The organism is Variovorax sp. GW821-FHT10C12, assembly GCF_059415405.1.
On the sequence record NZ_JBWKNE010000005.1, the window covers coordinates 182,335 to 201,938 of the forward strand.

General features: G+C 68.7%; 17 protein-coding genes. 7 read left to right on the plus strand and 10 right to left on the minus strand.

Annotated elements, in window-relative coordinates; all coding sequences use genetic code 11:
- Window positions 1–23: 23 nt before the first annotated feature.
- On the minus strand, window positions 24–1,190 hold the full coding sequence (argE, locus tag AC07OH_RS22200; protein ID WP_495302138.1) for an acetylornithine deacetylase: 1,167 nt from the start codon (window positions 1,188–1,190) through the stop codon (window positions 24–26).
- A gap of 110 nt (window positions 1,191–1,300) precedes the next feature.
- Here argE and AC07OH_RS22205 point away from each other — a divergent pair, with 110 nt between their 5' ends.
- Genes AC07OH_RS22205 through AC07OH_RS22215 form a run of 3 tightly spaced genes read left to right on the plus strand, consistent with a single transcriptional unit; the run spans window position 1,301 to window position 4,843 of the window.
- Window positions 1,301–2,494: a glycerophosphodiester phosphodiesterase gene (locus AC07OH_RS22205; RefSeq protein WP_495302139.1), complete on the plus strand. Its 1,194-nt coding sequence runs from the start codon at window positions 1,301–1,303 to the stop codon at window positions 2,492–2,494.
- A 55-nt stretch (window positions 2,495–2,549) separates the two neighbouring features.
- On the plus strand, window positions 2,550–3,752 hold the full coding sequence (locus tag AC07OH_RS22210) for a M20 aminoacylase family protein (protein WP_495302140.1): 1,203 nt from the start codon (window positions 2,550–2,552) through the stop codon (window positions 3,750–3,752).
- A complete protein-coding gene (locus AC07OH_RS22215) occupies window positions 3,749–4,843 on the plus strand; it encodes a M14 family metallopeptidase (RefSeq protein ID WP_495302141.1) in 1,095 nt (364 codons plus the stop codon). Before AC07OH_RS22210 ends, AC07OH_RS22215 begins: the two co-directional genes overlap by 4 nt.
- Before the next feature lie 15 nt (window positions 4,844–4,858).
- Here AC07OH_RS22215 and AC07OH_RS22220 read toward each other — a convergent pair whose 3' ends face one another.
- Complete coding sequence (locus tag AC07OH_RS22220; RefSeq protein ID WP_082818036.1) at window positions 4,859–5,992, minus strand: ABC transporter substrate-binding protein; 1,134 nt, start codon at window positions 5,990–5,992, stop codon at window positions 4,859–4,861.
- A 58-nt stretch (window positions 5,993–6,050) separates the two neighbouring features.
- On the opposite strand from AC07OH_RS22220, the gene AC07OH_RS22225 reads away from it, so the two are divergent.
- From AC07OH_RS22225 to AC07OH_RS22235, 3 genes are read left to right on the plus strand one after another with little or no spacing between them, the layout of a single operon-like run.
- Window positions 6,051–8,111, plus strand: a complete 2,061-nt coding sequence (locus AC07OH_RS22225) for a molybdopterin-containing oxidoreductase family protein (RefSeq protein WP_495302142.1) — start codon at window positions 6,051–6,053, stop codon at window positions 8,109–8,111.
- The gene (locus AC07OH_RS22230; RefSeq protein ID WP_495302143.1) at window positions 8,111–9,250 is read left to right on the plus strand and encodes an aminopeptidase; all 1,140 of its coding nucleotides are present in this window, start codon (window positions 8,111–8,113) and stop codon (window positions 9,248–9,250) included. The genes AC07OH_RS22225 and AC07OH_RS22230 overlap by 1 nt, the downstream gene beginning before the upstream one ends.
- Entirely contained in the window at window positions 9,243–9,557 is a 315-nt protein-coding gene (locus tag AC07OH_RS22235; protein ID WP_062476134.1) for a polyhydroxyalkanoic acid system family protein, read from the plus strand. The genes AC07OH_RS22230 and AC07OH_RS22235 overlap by 8 nt, the downstream gene beginning before the upstream one ends.
- Before the next feature lie 15 nt (window positions 9,558–9,572).
- On the opposite strand, the gene AC07OH_RS22240 is transcribed toward AC07OH_RS22235, so the two are convergent.
- From AC07OH_RS22240 to AC07OH_RS22270, 7 genes are all read right to left on the minus strand, one after another.
- Complete coding sequence (locus AC07OH_RS22240; RefSeq protein WP_495302144.1) at window positions 9,573–10,310, minus strand: SDR family oxidoreductase; 738 nt, start codon at window positions 10,308–10,310, stop codon at window positions 9,573–9,575.
- A 291-nt stretch (window positions 10,311–10,601) separates the two neighbouring features.
- Window positions 10,602–12,128 carry an FGGY-family carbohydrate kinase gene (locus AC07OH_RS22245; protein WP_495302145.1) on the minus strand — a complete coding sequence of 509 codons (1,527 nt, stop codon included), beginning with the start codon at window positions 12,126–12,128 and terminating at the stop codon, window positions 10,602–10,604.
- Window positions 12,125–13,261, minus strand: a complete 1,137-nt coding sequence (locus AC07OH_RS22250; RefSeq protein WP_495302146.1) for an alcohol dehydrogenase catalytic domain-containing protein — start codon at window positions 13,259–13,261, stop codon at window positions 12,125–12,127. Before AC07OH_RS22250 ends, AC07OH_RS22245 begins: the two co-directional genes overlap by 4 nt.
- A 43-nt stretch (window positions 13,262–13,304) precedes the next feature.
- Window positions 13,305–14,285, minus strand: coding sequence for an ABC transporter permease (locus AC07OH_RS22255; protein ID WP_495302147.1), 981 nt, complete (start codon window positions 14,283–14,285; stop codon window positions 13,305–13,307).
- Window positions 14,282–15,799, minus strand: coding sequence for a sugar ABC transporter ATP-binding protein (locus tag AC07OH_RS22260; protein ID WP_495302252.1), 1,518 nt, complete (start codon window positions 15,797–15,799; stop codon window positions 14,282–14,284). Before AC07OH_RS22260 ends, AC07OH_RS22255 begins: the two co-directional genes overlap by 4 nt.
- A gap of 49 nt (window positions 15,800–15,848) precedes the next feature.
- On the minus strand, window positions 15,849–16,769 hold the full coding sequence (locus AC07OH_RS22265) for an ABC transporter substrate-binding protein (RefSeq protein ID WP_495302148.1): 921 nt from the start codon (window positions 16,767–16,769) through the stop codon (window positions 15,849–15,851).
- 118 nt (window positions 16,770–16,887) lie between these two features.
- A complete protein-coding gene (locus tag AC07OH_RS22270; protein ID WP_062476111.1) occupies window positions 16,888–17,781 on the minus strand; it encodes a helix-turn-helix domain-containing protein in 894 nt (297 codons plus the stop codon).
- Between the two features lie 307 nt (window positions 17,782–18,088).
- On the opposite strand from AC07OH_RS22270, the gene AC07OH_RS22275 reads away from it, so the two are divergent.
- Complete coding sequence (locus AC07OH_RS22275) at window positions 18,089–19,327, plus strand: CaiB/BaiF CoA transferase family protein (protein ID WP_492682543.1); 1,239 nt, start codon at window positions 18,089–18,091, stop codon at window positions 19,325–19,327.
- A 4-nt stretch (window positions 19,328–19,331) separates the two neighbouring features.
- Here the strand turns inward: AC07OH_RS22275 and AC07OH_RS22280 are convergent, their stop codons facing one another.
- Entirely contained in the window at window positions 19,332–19,589 is a 258-nt protein-coding gene (locus tag AC07OH_RS22280) for an acyl-CoA-binding protein (protein WP_495302149.1), read from the minus strand.
- Window positions 19,590–19,604: the final 15 nt, after the last annotated feature.

The window sequence follows — 19,604 nt, forward strand, 5'->3', positions numbered from 1 at the left end:
GCAGTGCGCCGCTGCCGTGGTCTTCAGCCAATGGTGTGCGAGGTCGCGAGGCGCTCCATGAACAGCTCGCAGCGCGCGAGCTGCTCAAGGCTCACGAACTCGTCGGGCTGGTGCGCCTGCTCGATGCTGCCGGGGCCGCACACCACGGTGGGGATGCCGGCGTTCTTGAACAGGCCCGCTTCGGTGCCGAAGGCCACCAGCGTGGTGCGGTCTTCGCTGGCCAGGCGCTGCGCGAGCAGCGTGACCGGGTCGCCGGCCGCGCCCAGGAAGCTCGGGATTTCGCAGATCGTTTCAAACTTGAAGCCCGCGTCGGGCGCCACCTTCTTCATGGCGGGCTCGATGCTCGCGGCGTACGCCAGCACGTCGGACTGCATGCGCTTGGCGTCGGCCGTGGGCAGGTCGCGGAATTCGTAGCGGAACTCGGCGTCGCGCGGCACCACGTTGTCGGCGATGCCGCCGTGGAACTGGCCCACGCTGGCGGTGCTGAAGGGCACGTCGAAGCCGTCGTAGCGCGGCTCGCTGCGCTCGAAATCCTCGGCCATGTCGCGCACCTTGCCGATCACGCGCGCGGCCATCTCGATGGCGTTGACCGACTTCGGCGTGAGCGACGAGTGCGCCTCCTTGCCGCGCACGCAGCACTTGTAGCGGTACACGCCCTTGTGGGCGATGGCCGGCACCATGCTGGTGGGCTCGCCCACGATGCAGGCCAGCGGCTTGATGCCGGCGTCGCGCATGTCGGCAATGAGTTCGCGCACGCCGAAGCAGCCGATTTCTTCTTCATACGTGAAGGCGAAGTGCACGGCGGAGGGCGCGTCGCCCTCGAGGAAGCGCTGGGCATTGGCCAGCGCGATCGCGATGTAGCTCTTCATGTCGGCCGAGCCGCGGCCGTACAGGCGCTCGTTCTGAACCACGGCCGACAGCGGGTCGACGCTCCAGGCCTGGCCGTCCCAGGGCACCGTGTCGGTGTGGCCCGAGAGGATCACGCCGGCCGGCTTGCCCTCGCCCAGCGTGGCGAACAGGTTCGCCTTGGTGCGCTCGGCGTTGTAGGTGATGCGGCTCTTCACGCCCAGGGCCGCGAGGTGCGCCTGGGCGAAGTCGATCAGCTCGAGGTTGCTGTTTGCGCTCACCGTGTTCATGCGAACCAAGGTTTGCGCCATCAAGAGGCTCTGGGGAGAAAGCGTGTGCTGCATGCAACAGATTGTCCGGGAAGTTGAACGCCCGCGCAGATGGGTATCGGCGTTGTCACGCGCAGCGGGTAGCCTGCCTCCTCTTTTTTCTTTGTTTGGATGGAGAAGACAACATGCGCATGTCCCTGCAGATCACCCTGACCGCCGCGGCCGCCCTGAGCCTAGCCGCCTGTGGCACCACCGGCCCGGCGGCGAACAAGCTGCTCACGCTGGACGGCAACCCGCCGCTGGTCATCGCCCACCGCGGCGCCTCGGGCTACCTGCCGGAACAGACGCTGGAGGCCTATGCCCGCGCCATCGAGCTGGGCGCCGACGTCATCGAGATGGACCTGGTCTCCACCAAGGACGGCGTGCTCATCGCCCGCCACGACCCCAACCTGGCCATCAGCACCGACGTGGCCAAACACCCCCGCTTCGCCTCGCGCAAGAAGACCATCCAGGTCGACGGCGAGACCCAGACCGGCTGGTTCAGCAACGACTTCACGCTGGCCGAGATCAAGACCCTGGGCGGCATCTCGACCGACGCCGAGCGCCCGCAGGAATTCAACGGCAAGTTCAAGGTCGTGACCTTCCAGGAGATCATCGATTTCGCCAAGGCCAAGACGAAGGAAACCGGCCGCACCATCGCGATCTACCCGGAGACCAAGAACCCGACCTACTTCCGCGACCTGGGCATGCCCATGGAAGACAAGGTCATCGCCGCCATCAACGCCGCCGGCTGGAACAGCAAGACCGCGCCCATCTACGTGCAGTCGTTCGAGCCCGGCAGCCTCAAGTACATGAAGAGCAAGGGCCTGAACACCAAGCTCATCCAGCTGATCGACGGCGACGGCATCGACATGAAGACCGGCGCCATGACCTACGCCGTGCCGGTCGACCGCCCCTACGAGTGGACCAAGGCCGGCGACAAGCGCAACTTCGACGTCATGGTCTCGCCCGCCGGGCTGGCCGAGATCAAGACCTATGCCGACGGCATCGGCCCCTGGAAGCGCTACATCGTGAGCGTCAAGGGCACCGTGGGCGCCGACGGCAAGGTGGTGGACGTCAACAAGGACGGCAAGATCAACGACGCCGACGCCACCTCGATGGCCCCCACCACGCTGATCGCCGACGCCCACAAGGCGGGCCTGTTCGTGCACCCCTTCACGTTCCGTAACGAGTCGCGCCGGCTCGCGTCCGACTACAACAAGGACGGCAAGAACGAATACGCGGTCTATTACAAACTCGGCGTCGATGGCGTGTTCACCGACTTCACCGACACCGCGCTGGCCGCGCGCGCCGAGTACCTGAAGAGCATCGGCCGCTGAGGGTTTGCCCGGCACGGTCTTTGCGGCGCCCAGCGCAAAGCCTAGACTGTGTCTTATGAAACTCATCGACTCGCTCGTCACGCAGGCGGCCGGCATCGCGGCCGTCCGGCGTGACCTTCATGCCCACCCTGAACTCTGTTTCGAAGAAGTCCGCACCGCCGACGTGGTGGCAGGCAAGCTCACCGAATGGGGCATCCCCATCCACCGCGGCCTGGGCACCACCGGCGTGGTCGGCATCGTCAAGAACGGCACCAGCACCCGCGCCGTCGGCCTGCGCGCCGACATGGACGCGCTGCCCGTCACCGAGCTCAACACCTTCGCCCACGCCAGCCAGCACCACGGCAAGATGCACGCCTGCGGCCACGACGGCCACACGGCGATGCTGCTCGCGGCGGCCCAGCACCTGGCCAAGCACCGCAATTTCGACGGCACCGTCTACCTGATCTTCCAGCCGGCCGAAGAGGGCGGCGGCGGTGCGCGCGAGATGATCAAGGAAGGGCTGTTCGAGCAGTTCCCCATGGACGCCGTCTTCGGCATGCACAACTGGCCCGGCATGAAGGCCGGCCAGTTTGCCGTGAGCCCCGGCCCGGTGATGGCCTCGGGCAACAAGTTCCATGTGAACGTGGTCGGCAAGGGCGGCCACGCCGCGCTGCCGCAGACCGGCATCGACCCGGTGCCGATCGCCTGCGAGATCGTGCAGGCCTTCCAGACCATCCTCACGCGCAAGATGAAGCCGACCGACTCGGCGGTGATCTCGGTCACCACCATCCACGCCGGCGAAACCAACAACGTGATCCCCGACAACTGCGAGCTGTCGGGCACCGTGCGCACCTTCTCGCTCGAGGTGCTCGACATGATCGAGGCCAAGATGAAGCAGATCAGCGAGCACATCTGCGCCGCGCACGACGCCACCTGCGAGTTCCGCTTCGAGCGCTACTACCCGCCGACCATCAACACCGAAGCCGAGGCCGACTTCGCGCGCCGCGTGATGGGCGGGATCGTCGGCCCCGAGAACGTGCTCAAGCAGGAGGCCGCCATGACCTCGGAAGACTTCGCCTTCATGCTGCAGGCCAAGCCCGGCGCTTACGCCTTCATCGGCAACGGCGACGGCGCGCACCGCGACGTGCACCACGGCGAAGGCCCGTGCACGCTGCACAACGCCAGCTACGACTTCAACGACGACCTCATTCCGCTGGGCGCGACCTGCTGGGTGCAGATCGCCGAGCAGTTCCTCCAGCCCGGCGGCACCGCCCCATGATCGGCATCGGCGAGGCCTTTTCGTCGCGCTACGCCCAGGCGCGCCAGAAGTTCCTGCAGGGCTGCGTCAGCGCCGGCCTCACGGTCGAGCCGCATGCGCACCCGCTCAAGGGCCGCGACGGCGAAGAGCTGTCGATGGACGTGGCGCTCGACGGCGACGCCAACGCCGAGCGCCTGCTCGTCGTCACCAGTGCCTGCCACGGCGTCGAAGGCCACTGCGGCAGCGGCGTGCAGGTGTTCGCGCTGCACGACGCCGAGTGGCGCGAGAAGGCCAGGGCGCAGGGCGTGGCGGTGCTGTACGTGCATGCGCTGAACCCGCACGGCTTTTCGTACGGCCGCCGCGTGACGCACGAGAACGTCGACCTGAACCGCAACTTCCTCGACTTCTCGAAGCCCGTGCCGGTGAACGAGCCTTACGCCAAGCTGCACCCGCTGCTGCTGCCCGACACCTGGCCGCCGACGCCGGACAACCAGGCCGCGATCGAGAAGTGGATCGAGAAGCACGGTGCCACCGCCTACCAGGCGGCGGTGACGAGCGGCCAGTACCAGTTCGACGACGGCCTCTTCTTCGGCGGCAAGGCGCCGACGTGGAGCAACAAGACCATCCGCAGCGTGCTGCGCCGCCATGCAGGCCACGCGAAGCGCCTCGCCTGGATCGACCTGCACACGGGGCTCGGCCCCAACGGCCTGGGCGAGCGCATCTTTGCCTGCCGCGACGACAAGGTCGCCTACGCCCGCGCCAACGCCTGGTGGGGCACGCCGGCGGCACCCGTCACCTCGATCTACGACGGCTCCTCGACTTCGGCGCTGCTGCGCGGCCTGATGTGGGACGCCGTGTACGAAGAGTGCCCGCAGGCCGAGTACACCGGCATCGCTCTCGAATACGGCACGCTGCCGATGCTCGAGGTGACCGGCGCCCTGCGCGCCGACCACTGGCTGCACAAGCACCCGGACGCACCGGCCGATCTGGCCGATGGCATTCGCGCGCGCATGGTGGAGGCGTTCTACACGGACAGCGACGCCTGGCGCGGCCAGATCGTGAGCCAGGCGCGGCAGGCGATGTTCCAGGCGGTGGACGGCCTTTCGGCCTGACCGCACCCCGAGAAACTAGGTCCGCACTCGCCCGTCCGCCGTCAGCATCGACAGCTCGACAAACTTCGAAGCCACATGGCTCTTCGAAGAGAACGACACCTCGAAGCCGCCGAACTGCTGCCGCTCGATGCTTTCCAGCCCCGCGATCAGCCCGTCGCGCGTGCCCTTGCCGCCCGGTGCGCGGCGCAGCCCCTCGGTCAGCACCTTGGCGGCCAGGTAGCCTTCCATGCTCGAGAAATTGGCGCTCGCGCCGCCGCCCGCCTTGCGCACCGCTTCGGTGAACTCGCGCGCCAGCGCATTCGCCTGGTTGTAGGGCGAGGGCACCACCTGCGTGACCATCACGCCCGCCGCTTCCTTGCCCAGCTCGTCCGCCAGCGCCTGCGTGCCCACGAACGAGAGGTTGAAGAACACGCCGCCGTAGCCCGCCTTGCGCATCTCGCGGATGAACGCCGCGCAGGCCTTGTAGGCACCGACCTGCACCACCGCCGCCGGCTGGCTCGCCATGATCGTCTTCACCGCGGCGGCCACGTCGGCCGAGTTGCGCTCCACCGTGGCCAGCGCCACGGGCTTGAGTTCCTGCTGGGCCAATGCCAGCGTCACGCCGTCCAGGCCGGCCTTGCCGTAGGCGTCGTTCTGGTAGAAGACCGCGATCTTCTTCATGCCCAGGTGGGTGAGCTGTTTCACCATCAATGCCGTCTCGTCGTTGTACGAAGCGCGCAGATGGAACACGTTGCGGTGAAAAGGCTCGCGCAGCGACATCGCGCCCGTGAACGGTGCGATGAACGGCACCTTGTCCTTCACCGCCAGCGGCAGCGCGGCCAGGCTGGTCGGCGTGCCGATGTAGCCGAACAGCGCGAACACGTCCTCGCCGATCAGCTTCTGCGTGTTGGCCGCGCAGCGGTCGGGCTCGTAGCCGTCGTCCAGGTTCTTGATGACCACGTCGCGCTGGCCCGGCTGGGCGTTGTACTGGTCCAGGAACAGCTTGGCGCCCTGGTGGAACTGGATGCCCAGCTGCGCGGCCGGCCCCGTGAACGGCGCCGACTGGCCCAGCACCAGCGGCGTGTCGCCCTGCGCCCGGGCGATGCCGAAGCCGCCCAGCGTGGCGGCGGCCGCCGTGGCGATCGAAAAATGCCTGCGATTCAATTGCATCGTCATGGTGAAATCCTCCCTCTGCCCTGTGTGTTGATACTCAAATTAGACTTGTCCGATGGCCCACGCAACGGATTCCCTCCTCGACACGCCCGACGCCACCGCACCCTCCACGGTGCTGGGCGCCTGCCCGCACGATTGCCCCGACACCTGTGCGCTCGTCACCACCGTCAAGGACGGCGTGGCGGTGAAGCTGCAAGGCAACCCCGCCCACTCGCACACCGGCGGCGTGCTGTGCACCAAGGTGTCCCGGTACATCGAACGCAATGACCATGCCGAGCGGCTCGTGCAGCCCCTGAAACGCGTCGGTCCCAAGGGCAGCGGCCGCTTCGAGCCCGTCTCGTGGGAGACGGCATTGGACGATATCGCCGCGCATCTTCGGGGTTTGCAGGCCGAACCGGAAGCAATTCTCCCCTACAGCTATGCGGGCACCATGGGCCTGGTGCAGGGCGAATCGATGGACCGGCGCTTCTTCCACAAGCTGGGCGCCTCGCTGCTGGACCGCACCATCTGCTCGATGGCGGGCGGCGAGGCCATGGTCTACACGCTGGGCGCCAAGGTCGGCATGCGCATCGAGTTCTTCGCGCAGGCCAAGCTCATCCTCATCTGGGGCAGCAACTCCATCGCCAGCAACCTGCATTTCTGGCGCCACGCCCAGGCCGCCAAGCGCGCCGGCGCACGGCTGGTGTGCATCGACCCGCGCAAGACCGAAACCGCCGACAAGTGCGACGAGCACATCGCGCTGCTGCCCGGCACCGACGCCGCCCTGGCCTTGGCGCTCATGCACGAACTCATCGTGCACGACTGGCTCGACCACGACTACATCGCCAACCACACGCTGGGCTGGGAGCAGCTGCGCGAGCGCGCGCTGCAATGGCCGCCGTCGCGCGCGGCCGAGGTCTGCGGCATTCCCGAGGCACAGATCGTGGCGCTGGCCCAGGCCTACGGCACGACCAAGCCGGCCGCGATCCGCCTGAACTACGGCATGCAGCGCGTGCGTGGCGGCGGCAACGCGGCACGCGCCATTGCCTGCCTGCCGGCGCTGGTCGGCGCCTGGCGCGACCGCGCGGGCGGCCTGCTGCTCAGCAGCTCGGGCCACTACCCGGTCGACCGCGCCGCGCTGCAGCGCCCCGACCTGCTGGCCGGGCGCAAGCCGCGCACCATCAACATGAGCACCATCGGCGATGCGCTGCTCGACACCGCCAGGCCCGTAAAGGCCGTGGTGGTCTACAACAGCAACCCGGTGGCGGTGGCGCCCGAGTCGGCCAAGGTGGTGGCGGGCTTTGCGCGCGAAGACCTCTTCACCGTGGTGCTCGAGCAGTTCCGCACCGACACCGCCGACTACGCCGACTACCTGCTGCCCGCCACCACGCAGCTCGAGCACTGGGACATCCACTGCAGCTACGGCCACACCGACGTGCTGCTGAACCGCCCGGCCGTGGCGCCGCGCGGCGAGGCCCGCAGCAACGCCTGGGTGTTCCGCGAACTGGCGCGCCGCCTGGGCTTCGACGAGCCCTGCTTTTCGGAGAGCGACGAGTCGCTGTGCCGCACCGCCTTCGCCGAAAAGGCGATCGACTTCGAGCAGCTGCGCGCGCAAGGCTTCACCAGCCTGAAGCTGGCCGAGGCGCCGTTCGCCGAAGGCACGTTCCCCACGCCCTCGGGCCGCTGCGAGTTCTTCAGCGAGCGCCTGCAGGCCATGGGCATGGACGGCCTGCCCGACCACGTGCCCAACTGGGAGCCGGCCGGCAGCTCGACCGAATTCCCGCTGGCCATGATCTCGCCGCCGGCGCGCAACTTCCTCAATTCGACCTTCGTCAACGTGACCAGCCTGCGCGCCATCGAGGTCGAGCCGCTGCTCGAGATCCACGCCGACGACGCCGCCGCGCGCGGCATCGAGGACGGCGCCACGGTGCGCGTGTTCAACCAGCGCGGCGAGCACCGCTGCCGCGCCGAGGTGTCGCGCCGCGCGCGCCAGGGCGTGGTGCACGGCATGGGCATCTGGTGGCGCAAGCTCGGCATGGACGGCACCAACGTCAACGAGCTGACCAGCCAGCGCCTGACCGACATTGGCCGCGGCCCGACCTTCTACGACTGCCTGGTGCAGGTCGAAAAGGCGTGATGCGACGGCTGCGCGCGCCCGCGCTGGCACTGGCCGGTGCGCTTTTTCTGACGGGCTGCGCCGACCTTGGCTACTACTGGCAATCGGCCAACGGCCACCTCGACATCCTGCGCGCGGCCAAGCCCGTGCCCGAATGGCTGGCCGACCCGGCCGTGGGCGCGCCGCTCAAGGCCAAGCTCGAGCTTGCCCAGCGCATCCGCCGTTTCGCGTCGAGCGAACTCGGCCTGCCCGACAACGCCAGCTACACCTCGTATGCCGACCTGCACCGCCCCGCCGCCGTGTGGAACGTGGTGGCCGCGCCGCCGTACTCGCTCACGCTCAAGAGCTGGTGCTTCCCGGTCGCGGGCTGCGTGGGGTATCGCGGTTACTACGACGAGGCCGCCGCGAAAACCGAGGCCGAAGCGCAGAAGACCCACGGCCTCGAAGTGGCCGTGTACCCCGTGCCCGCGTACTCCACGCTGGGCTGGATGAACTGGGCCGGCGGCGATCCGCTGTTGTCCACCTTCATCGGCTACCCCGAGGGCGAGCTGGCGCGCCTCGTGTTCCACGAGCTGGCGCACCAGGTGCTCTATGTGCCGGGCGACACGGTGTTCAACGAGTCGTACGCCACGGCCGTGGAGCGCATCGGCGGCGCGATGTGGCTGCAGCGTGAAGCCGGCGAGGCGGCGCGCGCCGAGTACGCGCAGTTCAATGCACAGCGGCAGGACTTCCGTGCGCTGGCGCTCAACACGCGCCGCGCGCTCACGCAGGTGTACGAGTCGCCCGAAGCCAAGGCGAAGGACTGGACGAAGGTCGAGGCGCAGAAGCAGGCCGCCATGGCCGACTTTCGCGAGCGCTATGCCGCGCTGAAGGCGGCGTGGACCGGCCCGCGCCAGAACGCCTACGACGGCTGGGTGGCGCGCGCCAACAACGCGGCCTTCGGTGCGCAGGGCGCGTACGACGACCTCGTGCCGGGCTTCGAGGCCCTGTTCGAACGCGAGGGCCGCGACTGGCCGCGCTTTTACACTGCGGTGCGGCGCATCGCCGCGCTGGCTACGACGGAGGAGCGCCGCAGCGCCCTGCAGGCCGCCACGGGTATCCTGCACACCCATGCGCGCCACGGCCGCACACACGACAACAACGGAGACGACGGTGCCTGACATCCAAATCGAACGCAACCACACGCTGGGCATTGCCGGCGCCCGCGAAGTCGCGCGCCAATGGGTGCATCAGGTCGAGCAGGACTACGGTCTGGAATGCACCTACACCGAGGGCACCGACTGCGACCGGGCCCAGTTCAGCCGCGCGGGCATCGACGGCACGGTGGAGGTCACGGCCGACACCTTCCGGCTCGAGGCGACGCTGGGTTTCCTGTTCAGCAGCTTCAGCGACCAGATCGAGCAGAAGATCTCGCGCAACCTCGACGCGCTGCTCGACGCGCCGCAGGGCGGCACCCGCTTCGCCTGAGGCGGAGGTTTTTCTTCAGGCGATGGTGTAGCCGCCATCGACCGGCAGCGCCACGCCGCTGACCATCGCCGCGCCGTCGGACAGCAGGAACAGGATCGGCGCGACCACTTCCTCGACCTGCGCGAAACGTCCCAACGGAATGCTCTTGAGCGCTGCCGCGCTTTTGGCCGGATCGGACCACGCCTGCTCGGCCATCGGCGTGAGCGTGACGGTCGGGTTCACGCTGTTCACGCGGATGCCGTGCGGCCCGAATTCGAGGCACAGCGCGCGCGTAATGGCGTCCATGGCCGCCTTTGAGGCGCTGTAGCAAAGGTGGGCGTCGAGCGCGACCAGCGAGGCCTGGCTCGACACGTTGACGATGCTGCCGCGCACGCCGGCCGCGATCATGGCCCGGCCGCAGCGCACGGCCACGAGCGCGGCGGCGCGCGCGTTGACGGCCATCACGGCGTCGAAGCTCCCGGCCTGCAGGTCGATGGCGCGCTCGATGCGGGTGGTGCCGGCGCAGTTCACCACGAGGTCGAAGGCGGGCAAGGGGGCGAGCGCCTTTTCCAGTGCGGCGACGTCGGCCACGTCGAGTGCCAAGGGCAGGCAGCCGGACTCGGTCTGCAGTGCTTCCAGCGCGTCGGCGTTGCGGCCCACGGCGGTGACTTGTGCGCCTGAGTGGGCGAGCTGCGCTGCGACTGCACGGCCGATGCCGCTGCTGGCGCCGGTCACGAGGGCGCGCTTGCCTGAGAAGTCGAAAGTGGGTGTCATGTTGGTCGCTCTATTGGGTGTTGTGGGTTCAGGGCGTGTGCACAGGACACCGGGTACTCCCCTCCGCGAATGTCCCCCGCTTCGCTCCTCCTTTATTTCGCTGCGGGGAGCACCCAGTGCCCTGCGCACAAGGGCACGCTCTGCGTTTGCGGCCGATCAACGACCGCACTGAATAACGATCACGCTGGCGGGGTGCCTTGCGCAGCGAAATCAAGGAGGAGGGGCGAAGCCCCGGGGGACATTCGCGGAGCAAGGTGCCCCGTCGGCGTGATCGTGCCCCGGACAGATGCGTCATCCCAACCGATGCATCGCATCACGCAGCGCCGGGTACAGCGACGTGTAAATCTCGAAGCGCTCGCTGTACACCGCCTGCGCCGCAGGCTCGGGCCGCGCGCGTTCCACCAGCGTGACCCAGCCGCGTTCGGCGGTGGCCGCGTCGACCAGCCCGGCACCGAGCGCCGCAAGCATCGCCGCGCCGAGGGCGGCTTCGACCTCCTCCTCGATCGTGAACACGCGGTAGCCCGTGACGTCCGCCACGATCTGCATCCACAGGTCGGAATGCGCGGCGCCGCCGACCACGATCAGGCGGTCGTCCAGCGGCTGGCCGCTGCGCCGGCCGGCCTCGATGTTGTGCTGCAGCGCGAAGCTCACGCCTTCGAGCACGGCGCGGTACAGGTGCGCGCGGCTGTGCGCGAGCGAGAGGCCGAGGAAAGCGCCCTTGGCCTGCGCGTCCCAGATCGGGCTGCGCTCGCCCATCAGGTAGGGCAGGAAGACGAGGCCGTCGGCGCCGGGCGGCACGTCGACCGCGCGGCGTTCGATGAGGGCGTGCGCGTCTTCACCGGTGCGCGCGGCCTCGGCCACCTCGGCCTGGCAGAAGGCCTCGAGGAACCAGGTGACGGCCGCGCCGGCCGTGATCGCGCCGCCGAACACGTAGCTGCGGTCCGCGCCGCGGTAGACGTGCGGCATGGTGATGAGCTGGTGGCGCGCATCCACCGTCGGGCTCACGAAGCCCCAGCACATGCTGGTGCCGATCATCGCGACATGGTCGCCGCTGCCGGTGACGCCCGCGCAGAAGGTGGCCACCGCCGCATCGACGCCGCCGGCCATCAGCGGCATGCCTTCGCGCAGGCCCAGCTGCGCGGCCCACTCGGCGCTCAGGTGGCCCACCACCTCGCTCGATTCGACGAGCCGCGGCGGCATCATGCGCGCCGGGATGCCGAGCATGTCGAGCGCCTGCGCCGACCAGCGCCGCCGCGCCGCGTCGTACACGCCGCCGATGTTGCCGGCCGAGCTGTGGTCGACCGCGAGCTGGCCCGTCAGCCGCCAGTTGATATAGCTGTTGGGCGGCAGGAAGTGGTGCGTCTTCGCCCACACCTCGGGCCGGTGCTCGCGCAGCCACAGCATCTTGGTGAAGCCGTAGTAGCTGTCGACGCCGTTGCCGGTGATGGCCTGCAGCCGCGCCACGTCGACCGTCGCGTTCACCGCATCGACCTCGGCGGTGGCGCGGCGGTCCATCCAGATCAGGCACGGGTGCAGCGGGCGCATGGCCTCGTCGACCGGGATGCCCGCGCCGCCGTAGAGGCTGCTCACGCACAGCGCGGCGATGTCTGTCGCGGCGATGCCGCCTTGCGCCACGCAGGCGCGCACGCTCTCGCACACGGCATCGAACCAGACCTCGCAGTCCTGCTGCGCCCACAGCGGCTTCGGCGTCTCGGGCTGGTAGGCCACGCTGGCCTGCGCGTGCACCTTGCCGTCGATGCCGGCCAGCAGGCACTTGGTGCTCTGCGTGCCGATGTCGACGCCGACGACGTACTTCATGACACTGCGCGGGGCTGCGGCTTGAGCAGCACCTTGATCGAGTCGAGCGAGTTGGCCAGCGCGAAGGCGTGCTCCCATTCGGTCAGCGGAAAGTCGTGCGTCACGATGCCCTTCGAGGTGACGAGCCCGCGCGCCAGCAGGTCGATGGCGACCGGGTAGCAATACGGGCCCAGGTGTGCGCCGCGCACGTCGAGTTCCTTGCGGTCGCCGATGATCGACCAGTCGGCGCTGGTCTCCGAGCCGAACACGCTGAACTCGACGAAGCGGCCGAGCTTGCGGATCATGTCCAGGCCCTGCGTCACGCCGATGGGCGCGCCGGTGGTCTCGATGTACACGTCGCAGCCGTAGCCTTCGGTGAGGCCCTTGACGATGGCGTCGGCGTTCTCGGTCTTCGGGTTGATGACCACGTCGGCGCCGTACTGCTTCGCGAGTGCCAGGCGCTCGGGCACGAGGTCGATCACGATGAGCTTCTTCGGTGTCTTGAGTGCTGCCACCTGCGTCATCATCAGGCCGAGCGGGCCGGCGCCGGCGATCACCACCACGTCGTCGAGCTGGAGTTCGCCGCGGTTCACCGTGTGGATCGCGCAGGCCAGCGGCTCGATGATGGCCGCGTCTTCCAGCGAGATGCCGTCGGGGATCTTGTGCACGCGCGAGGTCGGCGGCAGGCGCATGTAGTCGGCCATGCCGCCGTCGGCCACGACGCGCTGGAAGCCGAAGATGTGGTGCACCTCGCACATCCAGTATTTGCCCGAGGTGCAGAAACGGCATTTGCCACAAGGCACGATCTGCTCGGCGATCACGCGGTCGCCTTTCTCCACGCCGAAGTGCTCCGCCGCGCCTTCGCCCAGCGCCTCGACGTAGCCGAAGAACTCATGGCCGGGAATGACCGGCGCCTTGACCCACGAAGGCTGGCCGTCGCCGCCCCAGAACATCTTCGCGCCCGAGTGGCACTTGCAGTCGGAGGCACAGATGCCGCAGGCCGCGATGGAAATGAGCAGTTCGTTCGGGCCGATGACGGGCATCGCGACGGTTTCGAGGCGGTAGTCCTTGGGGCCGTGGCACACGACGGCCTGCATGGCGGCGAGTTCGCCGATGGCGCCCGTGGCGCCGGGCTGGAGCTTTTGATACGACATGGATTCCTTGAGTCGAGGGAGGTACGAAGAAGCGGAGAAGAGGTCAGCGGCGGGCTTCGCGGCTGATGAAGATCGCAAGGAGGACGATGCCGCCTTTGATGATCAGTTGCAGGTACGGCGACACGCCGATCATGTTGAGACCGTTGTTGAGCACCGCCAGCAGCAGCGCGCCGACCAGCGTGCCCACGATGGCGCCGCGGCCGCCCGCGATGGACGTGCCGCCCATCACCACCGCCGCGATGGCGTCGAGCTCGAAGCCCACGCCCACGCCGGGCTGGCCGCTGGTGACGCGCGCGGCCTGCACGATGCCCGCGATGGCGGCCGTGAGGCCGCTGAGCACATACACCAGCAGCTTGTAGCGCGACACGCGCACGCCCGACAGCCGCGTGGCTTCCTCGTTGCCGCCGATGGCGTACACATAGCGGCCGAAGGGCGCCATGTTGAGCAGCACGTAGGCCACGAGGTAGGTGGCCAGCATGACGAGGATCGGCACCTTCAGGCCCGCGAGCGTGCCGCTGCCCAGGAAGGCGAACGATTCGGGCAGCCCGTCGATCGGGTAGCCGCCGGTGTAGATCAGGGCGATGCCGCGCGCGATGCCCATGGTGGCCAGCGTCACGATGATCGGCGGCATGCGCAGGTAGGCCACGCAGTAGCCGTTGAACAGGCCGATCACCGCGCCCACGCCGAGCCCGAGCGGCACGGCGAGCACGGGTGGCAGGCCAAAGTGCACCATCAGCCCCGAGGCCAGCGTGCCCGACAGCGCCACCACCGCGCCCACCGACAAGTCGATGCCGCCGGTGAGGATCGCGGCCGTCATGCCCACCGCGATGATCGCGTTGATGGACGACTGCAGCGCGATGTTCTGCAGGTTGCTCACCGAGAGGAAGTTGTCGGTCGCCACGATCATGAAGACCGAGATGGCAATAAGGCCGACCAGCGGCAGGAAGGCCGTGGAGCGGCGCAGCTGCGTGAAGAACCCGCCCGCGGGCACGGGCGGCGTGGGATGGGTGGCGGTGGCAGTCATGAGGGGCTCCCGGAGGAAGAGGGAAGGGAGGGAGAGGACGAGGTCGCGTGGCGCATGATTTCGCCCGCGTTGATGGCGTCGCCCGTGAGCGTGGCCACGATGGCGCCGCCCGAGAACACCGCGACGCGGTCGCACAGGCCGACGATCTCGGGCAGCTCGCTGGAGATCATCAGGATCGACTTGCCCTGGCGCGTGAGTTCGCGCATCAGCTGGTAGATCTCGGCCTTGGCGCCCACGTCGATGCCGCGCGTGGGCTCGTCGAAGATCAGCACGTCACAGTCGTGGCCGAGCCAGCGCGCGATCACCACCTTCTGCTGGTTGCCGCCCGACAGCGTGGCCACGCGGGTGTCGATGCCCGGCGCCTTCACGCCCACGCGGCGCGAGAGTTCATCGGCTGCGCGCTTCTCCGAGGCCGTGTCGACCACGCCCGCGCGGCGGTGCCGCCCGAGGTTGTTCAACGAGATGTTGAAGCGGATCGTGAAGTCGGTGATCAGCCCTTCGACCTTGCGGCTTTCGGGCAGCAGGCCGATGCCGTGCGCGAGCGCCTGCGTCGGGTCGTCCAGGCGCACGGGCTGGCCGTTGCGCAGCACCGTCTTGCGGTGCGTGCGGTCGGCGCCCATCATGCCCAGCGCGAGTTCGGTGCGGCCCGAGCCCACCAGCCCCGCGAAGCCGAGGATCTCGCCCGCGTGCAGGTCGAAGCGGTTGACTGGGCCGTCCTTCACGAGCTGGATCTCGGGCACCTCGAGCACCTTGCGGCTGTTCGGTGCGGGCTGCGGCTTGGGCGGAAAGCTCTGTTCGATGCGCCGGCCCACCATCATCTCGACCAGCGCGTCCACGGTCGTGGCGGCCACCTCGACGTGTCCGGCGTTGGCACCGTCGCGCAGCACGCTGATGCGGTCGCACACCTCGAAGATTTCATCGAGGTGGTGCGAGATGAAGATCATCGCCACGCCCTTGGCACGCAGCGCGCGCATCACCTTGAACAGGTGCTCCGCCTCGTTGGGCGTGAGCGTGGCGGTGGGTTCGTCGAGCACCAGCAGCCGCGCCTTCAGCGACAGCGCCTTGCCGATCTCGACGAACTGCTGCTGCGCCACCGAGAGCTGGCAGATCGGCACGCCGAGGTCGATCTGCACGCCCAGCTCGTCGAACACCGCGCGGGCCTCGCGCTGCATGGCGGCCTGGTCCATGAGGCCGAAGCGGTTCGTGAGGTAGCGGCCCAGGAAGATGTTCTCCACCGCGTTCAGGTACGGCACCAGGCTGAACTCCTGGAAGATGATGCCGATGCCCGCCGCGATGGCGTCGCCGTAGCCGGCGAAGTGGCATTCGGTGCCGTCGACGACGATGCGGCCCTCGTCGGCCCGGTGGATGCCGCCGAGGATCTTCATCAGCGTCGATTTGCCCGCGCCGTTTTCGCCGAGCAGCGCGTGCACCTCGCCCTGGCGCACCGAGAGGTCGATGCTCGACAGGGCCTTCACGCCCGGGAAGCGCTTGGACACGCCTTCCAGCCGAAGCATCTCCCGGGGTGGTTCGTACGTGAGCGTCACGGGCGGTGCCTGTGGTGGCTTACCAGCTGAAGGTCTTGGCGCCTTCGGCGTCGATGAGCTTCACGTCGACCGGCACGGCCGCGGGCACATTGGCGCCCCACTTCTTCGCGAGTGCGATGCCGATGGCCAGGCGGATCTGGTCGCGCGGGTACTGCGCGGTGGTGGCGATGAACTTCGAGCCCGCCTTCTGCATCGCCTTGATGGCTTCGGGCGCGCCGTCCACGCTGGTGAGCTTCACGTCCTTGCCGCTGGCCTCGATGGCGGCGAGCGCGCCCATCGAGCCGCCGTCGTTCACGCTGAACACGCCCTTGAGGTTCTTGTTGGCCTGCAGGATGTTCTCGGTCACGGTGAGCGCGGTGGCGCGCTCCTGCTTGCCGTTCTGCGTGCTCACGACCTTGATACCGGGGTACTTGGCCAGCGCTTCGCGGCAGCCCTTCACGCGCTCCAGGATCGGTACGACCGGGATGCCGTCGAGGATGGCCACGTCGCCCTTCTCGCCGATGTTCTTCGCCAGGTACTCGCAGGCCAGGCGGCCCGCGTCGAGGTTCTTGGAGCCTACGAACGAATCGACAGGGCCCTGCGCGTTGGCGTCGACCGCCACCACGATCACGCCGGCCTTCTTGGCCGAGCGCACCGCCGACTGCACGCCGGCCGAGTCGGTCGGGTTCAGCAGCAGGATGTCGATCTTCTTCTGGACCATGTCTTCCACGTCGCCGATCTGCTTGGCCACGTCGTGGCGCGCATCGGTGGTGACCACGGTGGCGCCGATGCTGGCGGCGGCTTCTTCCAGTGCCTGCTTCATCGTCACGAAGTAGGGGTTGTTCAGCTCCTGGAAGGTCATGCCGATGCGCAGCGGCTGCTTGGGTGCCTGTGCCAGTGCGGCGGTGGTGCCGCAGGCCAGGGCGGCGACGAGGGCGGTGGCTTTGAGAAGGCTCTTCATTGGGTTGTCTCCTTGAGGTTGGTTGTGTGACGGTCTGCAAAAAACGCGGGCAAAGGGGCGCCCTGCGCGGCGCGCAAGGCGCCGCGCCAGGAACGACGCGGGGAACACGGGGGGCGCGCTACGGCGGGCTGTTGGCGGCGCGCGATGCAGCGAGCTGCATGCGATGGAAGTGGCGGAACTTGGTCGGCGGCATGCGCTTGTGCAGCAGGAACTGCCGGTTGAAGTTCGACACGTTGTTGAAGCCGACGTCCATGCAGACGTCGAGCACGGGCTTGTCGCTGTTGGCGAGCAGCTCGCAGGCGCGGCCGATGCGCAGCCGGTTCACGTAGCGCACGAACGACTGCCCCGTGTGCTTGCGGAACGAGCGCGAGAACGCGCTCGGGCTCTGGCCCACCAGCTCGGCCAGCATCGGCTCGCGCAACTCGTCGCCCAGGTTGGCGGCAATGTGCGCCAGCACGTTGTTGATCGCGTGCGACATGAAGGCCTTGGGGTCGGGCGTGAACGCGGGGCTGGCCAGCCGCTGGCGGTCGTCGCTGGCCACCAGCAGCTCGAACAGCGACAGCAGCAGCACCACGCGGCGCAGCCCGCGCGCCTCGAGCAGCGCTTCCATGATCGGCTTGGCCGCGGCGGCGGTGGCGGCCGAGAAGAGCAGGCCGGAGGCCGACTCGGCCAGCAGCGGCTCGATGCGGCGGAACTCGGGGAAGGTGGCCGCCATGTTGCGCACCAGCGCGGCCGGAAACTGGATCACGATGCCGCGGCGCTCGACGCTCTGGCCGGCGGGCACGTCGCTGATCCAGTTGTGCGGCAGGTCGGGGCCCATGAACACGAGGTTGCCCGGCTCGAAGTGGCCGACGTGGTCGCCCACGAAGTACACGCCCTGGGTCTCGACGATCAGCTGGATCTCGTACTCCGGGTGGAAGTGCCAGCGCACCGTGCGATACGGATAGCCGTGCGCCCAGGCGGTGAACGATTCGTCACCTTGGACTTCGACGATTTCCAGATCGGGTTGCATGGCCGGCGGTCTTTCCTCTGTGGTGGTGGCCCCGGGGTGGGGTGAGGCGGACTGTACGAATCGCTCCGGATGCCAACAACCAGCGTTGGCGCTCGCAACTGATACTTTTTTGAGTCGCGGTCCTGCCTGGTAGTGAAGGGCGCGACGACGCGCTGCGCTGCAGCAAACCCCTTTCTCCTCGGGGCGTGGCGCGTGCGGGAGTGCAATTGCTGCAGTGCAAAAGAGCCGCGTCGCGCCGTGTCAAGATTTCATAGGTGTTTTCCCGGCCTGACCCGGTACTCCGGGCGGCACGGCACACTCGGAAACCATGACGCAAAGCTCTCTTTCCCCTCCGGCCGCGGGTCCGCTGGCCGGCCTCAAGGTCGTCGAACTCGGGCAACTGATCGCCGGCCCCTTCGCGGCGCGCACGCTGGCCGACTTCGGCGCCGACGTGGTCAAGATCGAGCCGCCCGGCGCGGGCGACCCGCTGCGCACCTGGCGGCTGCTGAAGGACGGCACCTCCGTCTGGTGGCAGGTGCAGTCGCGCAACAAGCGCTCGTTGGCGCTGGACCTGCGCCAGCCCGAGGCGCAGGCCATCGTGCGCCAGCTCGCGGCCGAGGCCGACGTGCTGGTCGAGAACTTCCGCCCCGGCGCGATGGAAGGCTGGGGCCTCGGGCCCGACGAGTTGCTGGCCGCCAACCCCGCGCTCGTGATGCTGCGCATCAGCGGCTACGGCCAGACCGGCCCCTACCGCGACCGCCCCGGCTTCGGCGTGGTGGCCGAAGCCATGGGCGGGCTGCGCCACCTCACGGGCGAGCCGGGCCGCGTGCCGGTGCGCGTGGGCGTGTCGATCGGCGACACGCTGGCCTCGCTGCACGGCGTGATCGGCGTGCTGATGGCCATGCAGCACCGCCACGCCACCGTGAGCGCCGAATTCCCGAAGGGCCGGGGCCAGGTGGTCGACGTCGCGCTGTACGAGGCGGTCTTCAACTGCATGGAAAGCCTGCTGCCCGAGTACGCCGAATTCGGCGCGGTGCGCGAGGCCGCCGGCAGCGCGCTGCCGGGCATTGCGCCCACCAACGCGTATCGCTGCGCGGACGGCGGCTACGCCATCGTCGCCGGCAACGGCGACAGCATCTTCAAGCGGCTCATGGCCTGCATCGGCCGGCCGGACCTCGCGGCCGACCCGGCGCTGGCCGGCAACACGGGGCGCGTGGCGCAGGTCGGGATGCTCGACGCCGCCATCGGCGACTGGGCCGCGCAGCGCACGGTGACCGAGGTGCTGGCCGCGCTCGATGCGGCGCATGTGCCGGCCGGGCGCATCTACACCATCGCCGACATCGCGGCCGACCCGCACTACGCCGCGCGCGGCATGCTGCAGGAGGTGAAGATGCCCGACGGCAGCGCGCTCGCGGTGCCCGGCTTCGTGCCCAAGCTGTCGCTCACGCCGGCCGGCCACCGGCGCAATGCGCCGGCGCTGGGGGCGGACACGCAGGCGGTGCTGGAGGAGATCGGGTTGAGTGCCGAGCAGATCGCCGCGCTGCAGGAGCGCGGGATCGTCGGTTGATCGGTCAGCCGCGGAGGGATTCGATCAGGTCGATGTATTTTTGCTTCGCCTCGTCGGCCGTGGCGCCCTTCTGGGCGGTCCACGCGTCCCACTTGGCGCGCGCGACGATGTCGCTGAAGCTGGGCTTCTTGGCGCTGTTGTCGCCTTCGGTCGCCTGCTTGAACAGGGCGTAGATCTTCAGCAGGGTCGGGTTGTCGGGGCGCTCGGCCAGCAGCTTGGAGTTGGCCTGGGCGGCTTCGAATTGGGCGTTGAGGTCGGACATGGCGGTCGGGAAGAA

Coding starts and splice junctions, on each gene's coding strand:
- argE (WP_495302138.1), bottom strand. CDS start 1,190: ATGCAGCACACGCTTTCTCCCCAGAGCCTCTTGATGGCGCAAACCTTG.
- AC07OH_RS22205 (WP_495302139.1), top strand. CDS start 1,301: ATGCGCATGTCCCTGCAGATCACCCTGACCGCCGCGGCCGCCCTGAGC.
- AC07OH_RS22210 (WP_495302140.1), top strand. CDS start 2,550: ATGAAACTCATCGACTCGCTCGTCACGCAGGCGGCCGGCATCGCGGCC.
- AC07OH_RS22215 (WP_495302141.1), top strand. CDS start 3,749: ATGATCGGCATCGGCGAGGCCTTTTCGTCGCGCTACGCCCAGGCGCGC.
- AC07OH_RS22220 (WP_082818036.1), bottom strand. CDS start 5,992: ATGCAATTGAATCGCAGGCATTTTTCGATCGCCACGGCGGCCGCCGCC.
- AC07OH_RS22225 (WP_495302142.1), top strand. CDS start 6,051: ATGGCCCACGCAACGGATTCCCTCCTCGACACGCCCGACGCCACCGCA.
- AC07OH_RS22230 (WP_495302143.1), top strand. CDS start 8,111: ATGCGACGGCTGCGCGCGCCCGCGCTGGCACTGGCCGGTGCGCTTTTT.
- AC07OH_RS22240 (WP_495302144.1), bottom strand. CDS start 10,310: ATGACACCCACTTTCGACTTCTCAGGCAAGCGCGCCCTCGTGACCGGC.
- AC07OH_RS22245 (WP_495302145.1), bottom strand. CDS start 12,128: ATGAAGTACGTCGTCGGCGTCGACATCGGCACGCAGAGCACCAAGTGC.
- AC07OH_RS22250 (WP_495302146.1), bottom strand. CDS start 13,261: ATGTCGTATCAAAAGCTCCAGCCCGGCGCCACGGGCGCCATCGGCGAA.
- AC07OH_RS22255 (WP_495302147.1), bottom strand. CDS start 14,285: ATGACTGCCACCGCCACCCATCCCACGCCGCCCGTGCCCGCGGGCGGG.
- AC07OH_RS22260 (WP_495302252.1), bottom strand. CDS start 15,799: ATGCTTCGGCTGGAAGGCGTGTCCAAGCGCTTCCCGGGCGTGAAGGCC.
- AC07OH_RS22265 (WP_495302148.1), bottom strand. CDS start 16,769: ATGAAGAGCCTTCTCAAAGCCACCGCCCTCGTCGCCGCCCTGGCCTGC.
- AC07OH_RS22270 (WP_062476111.1), bottom strand. CDS start 17,781: ATGCAACCCGATCTGGAAATCGTCGAAGTCCAAGGTGACGAATCGTTC.
- AC07OH_RS22275 (WP_492682543.1), top strand. CDS start 18,089: ATGACGCAAAGCTCTCTTTCCCCTCCGGCCGCGGGTCCGCTGGCCGGC.
- AC07OH_RS22280 (WP_495302149.1), bottom strand. CDS start 19,589: ATGTCCGACCTCAACGCCCAATTCGAAGCCGCCCAGGCCAACTCCAAG.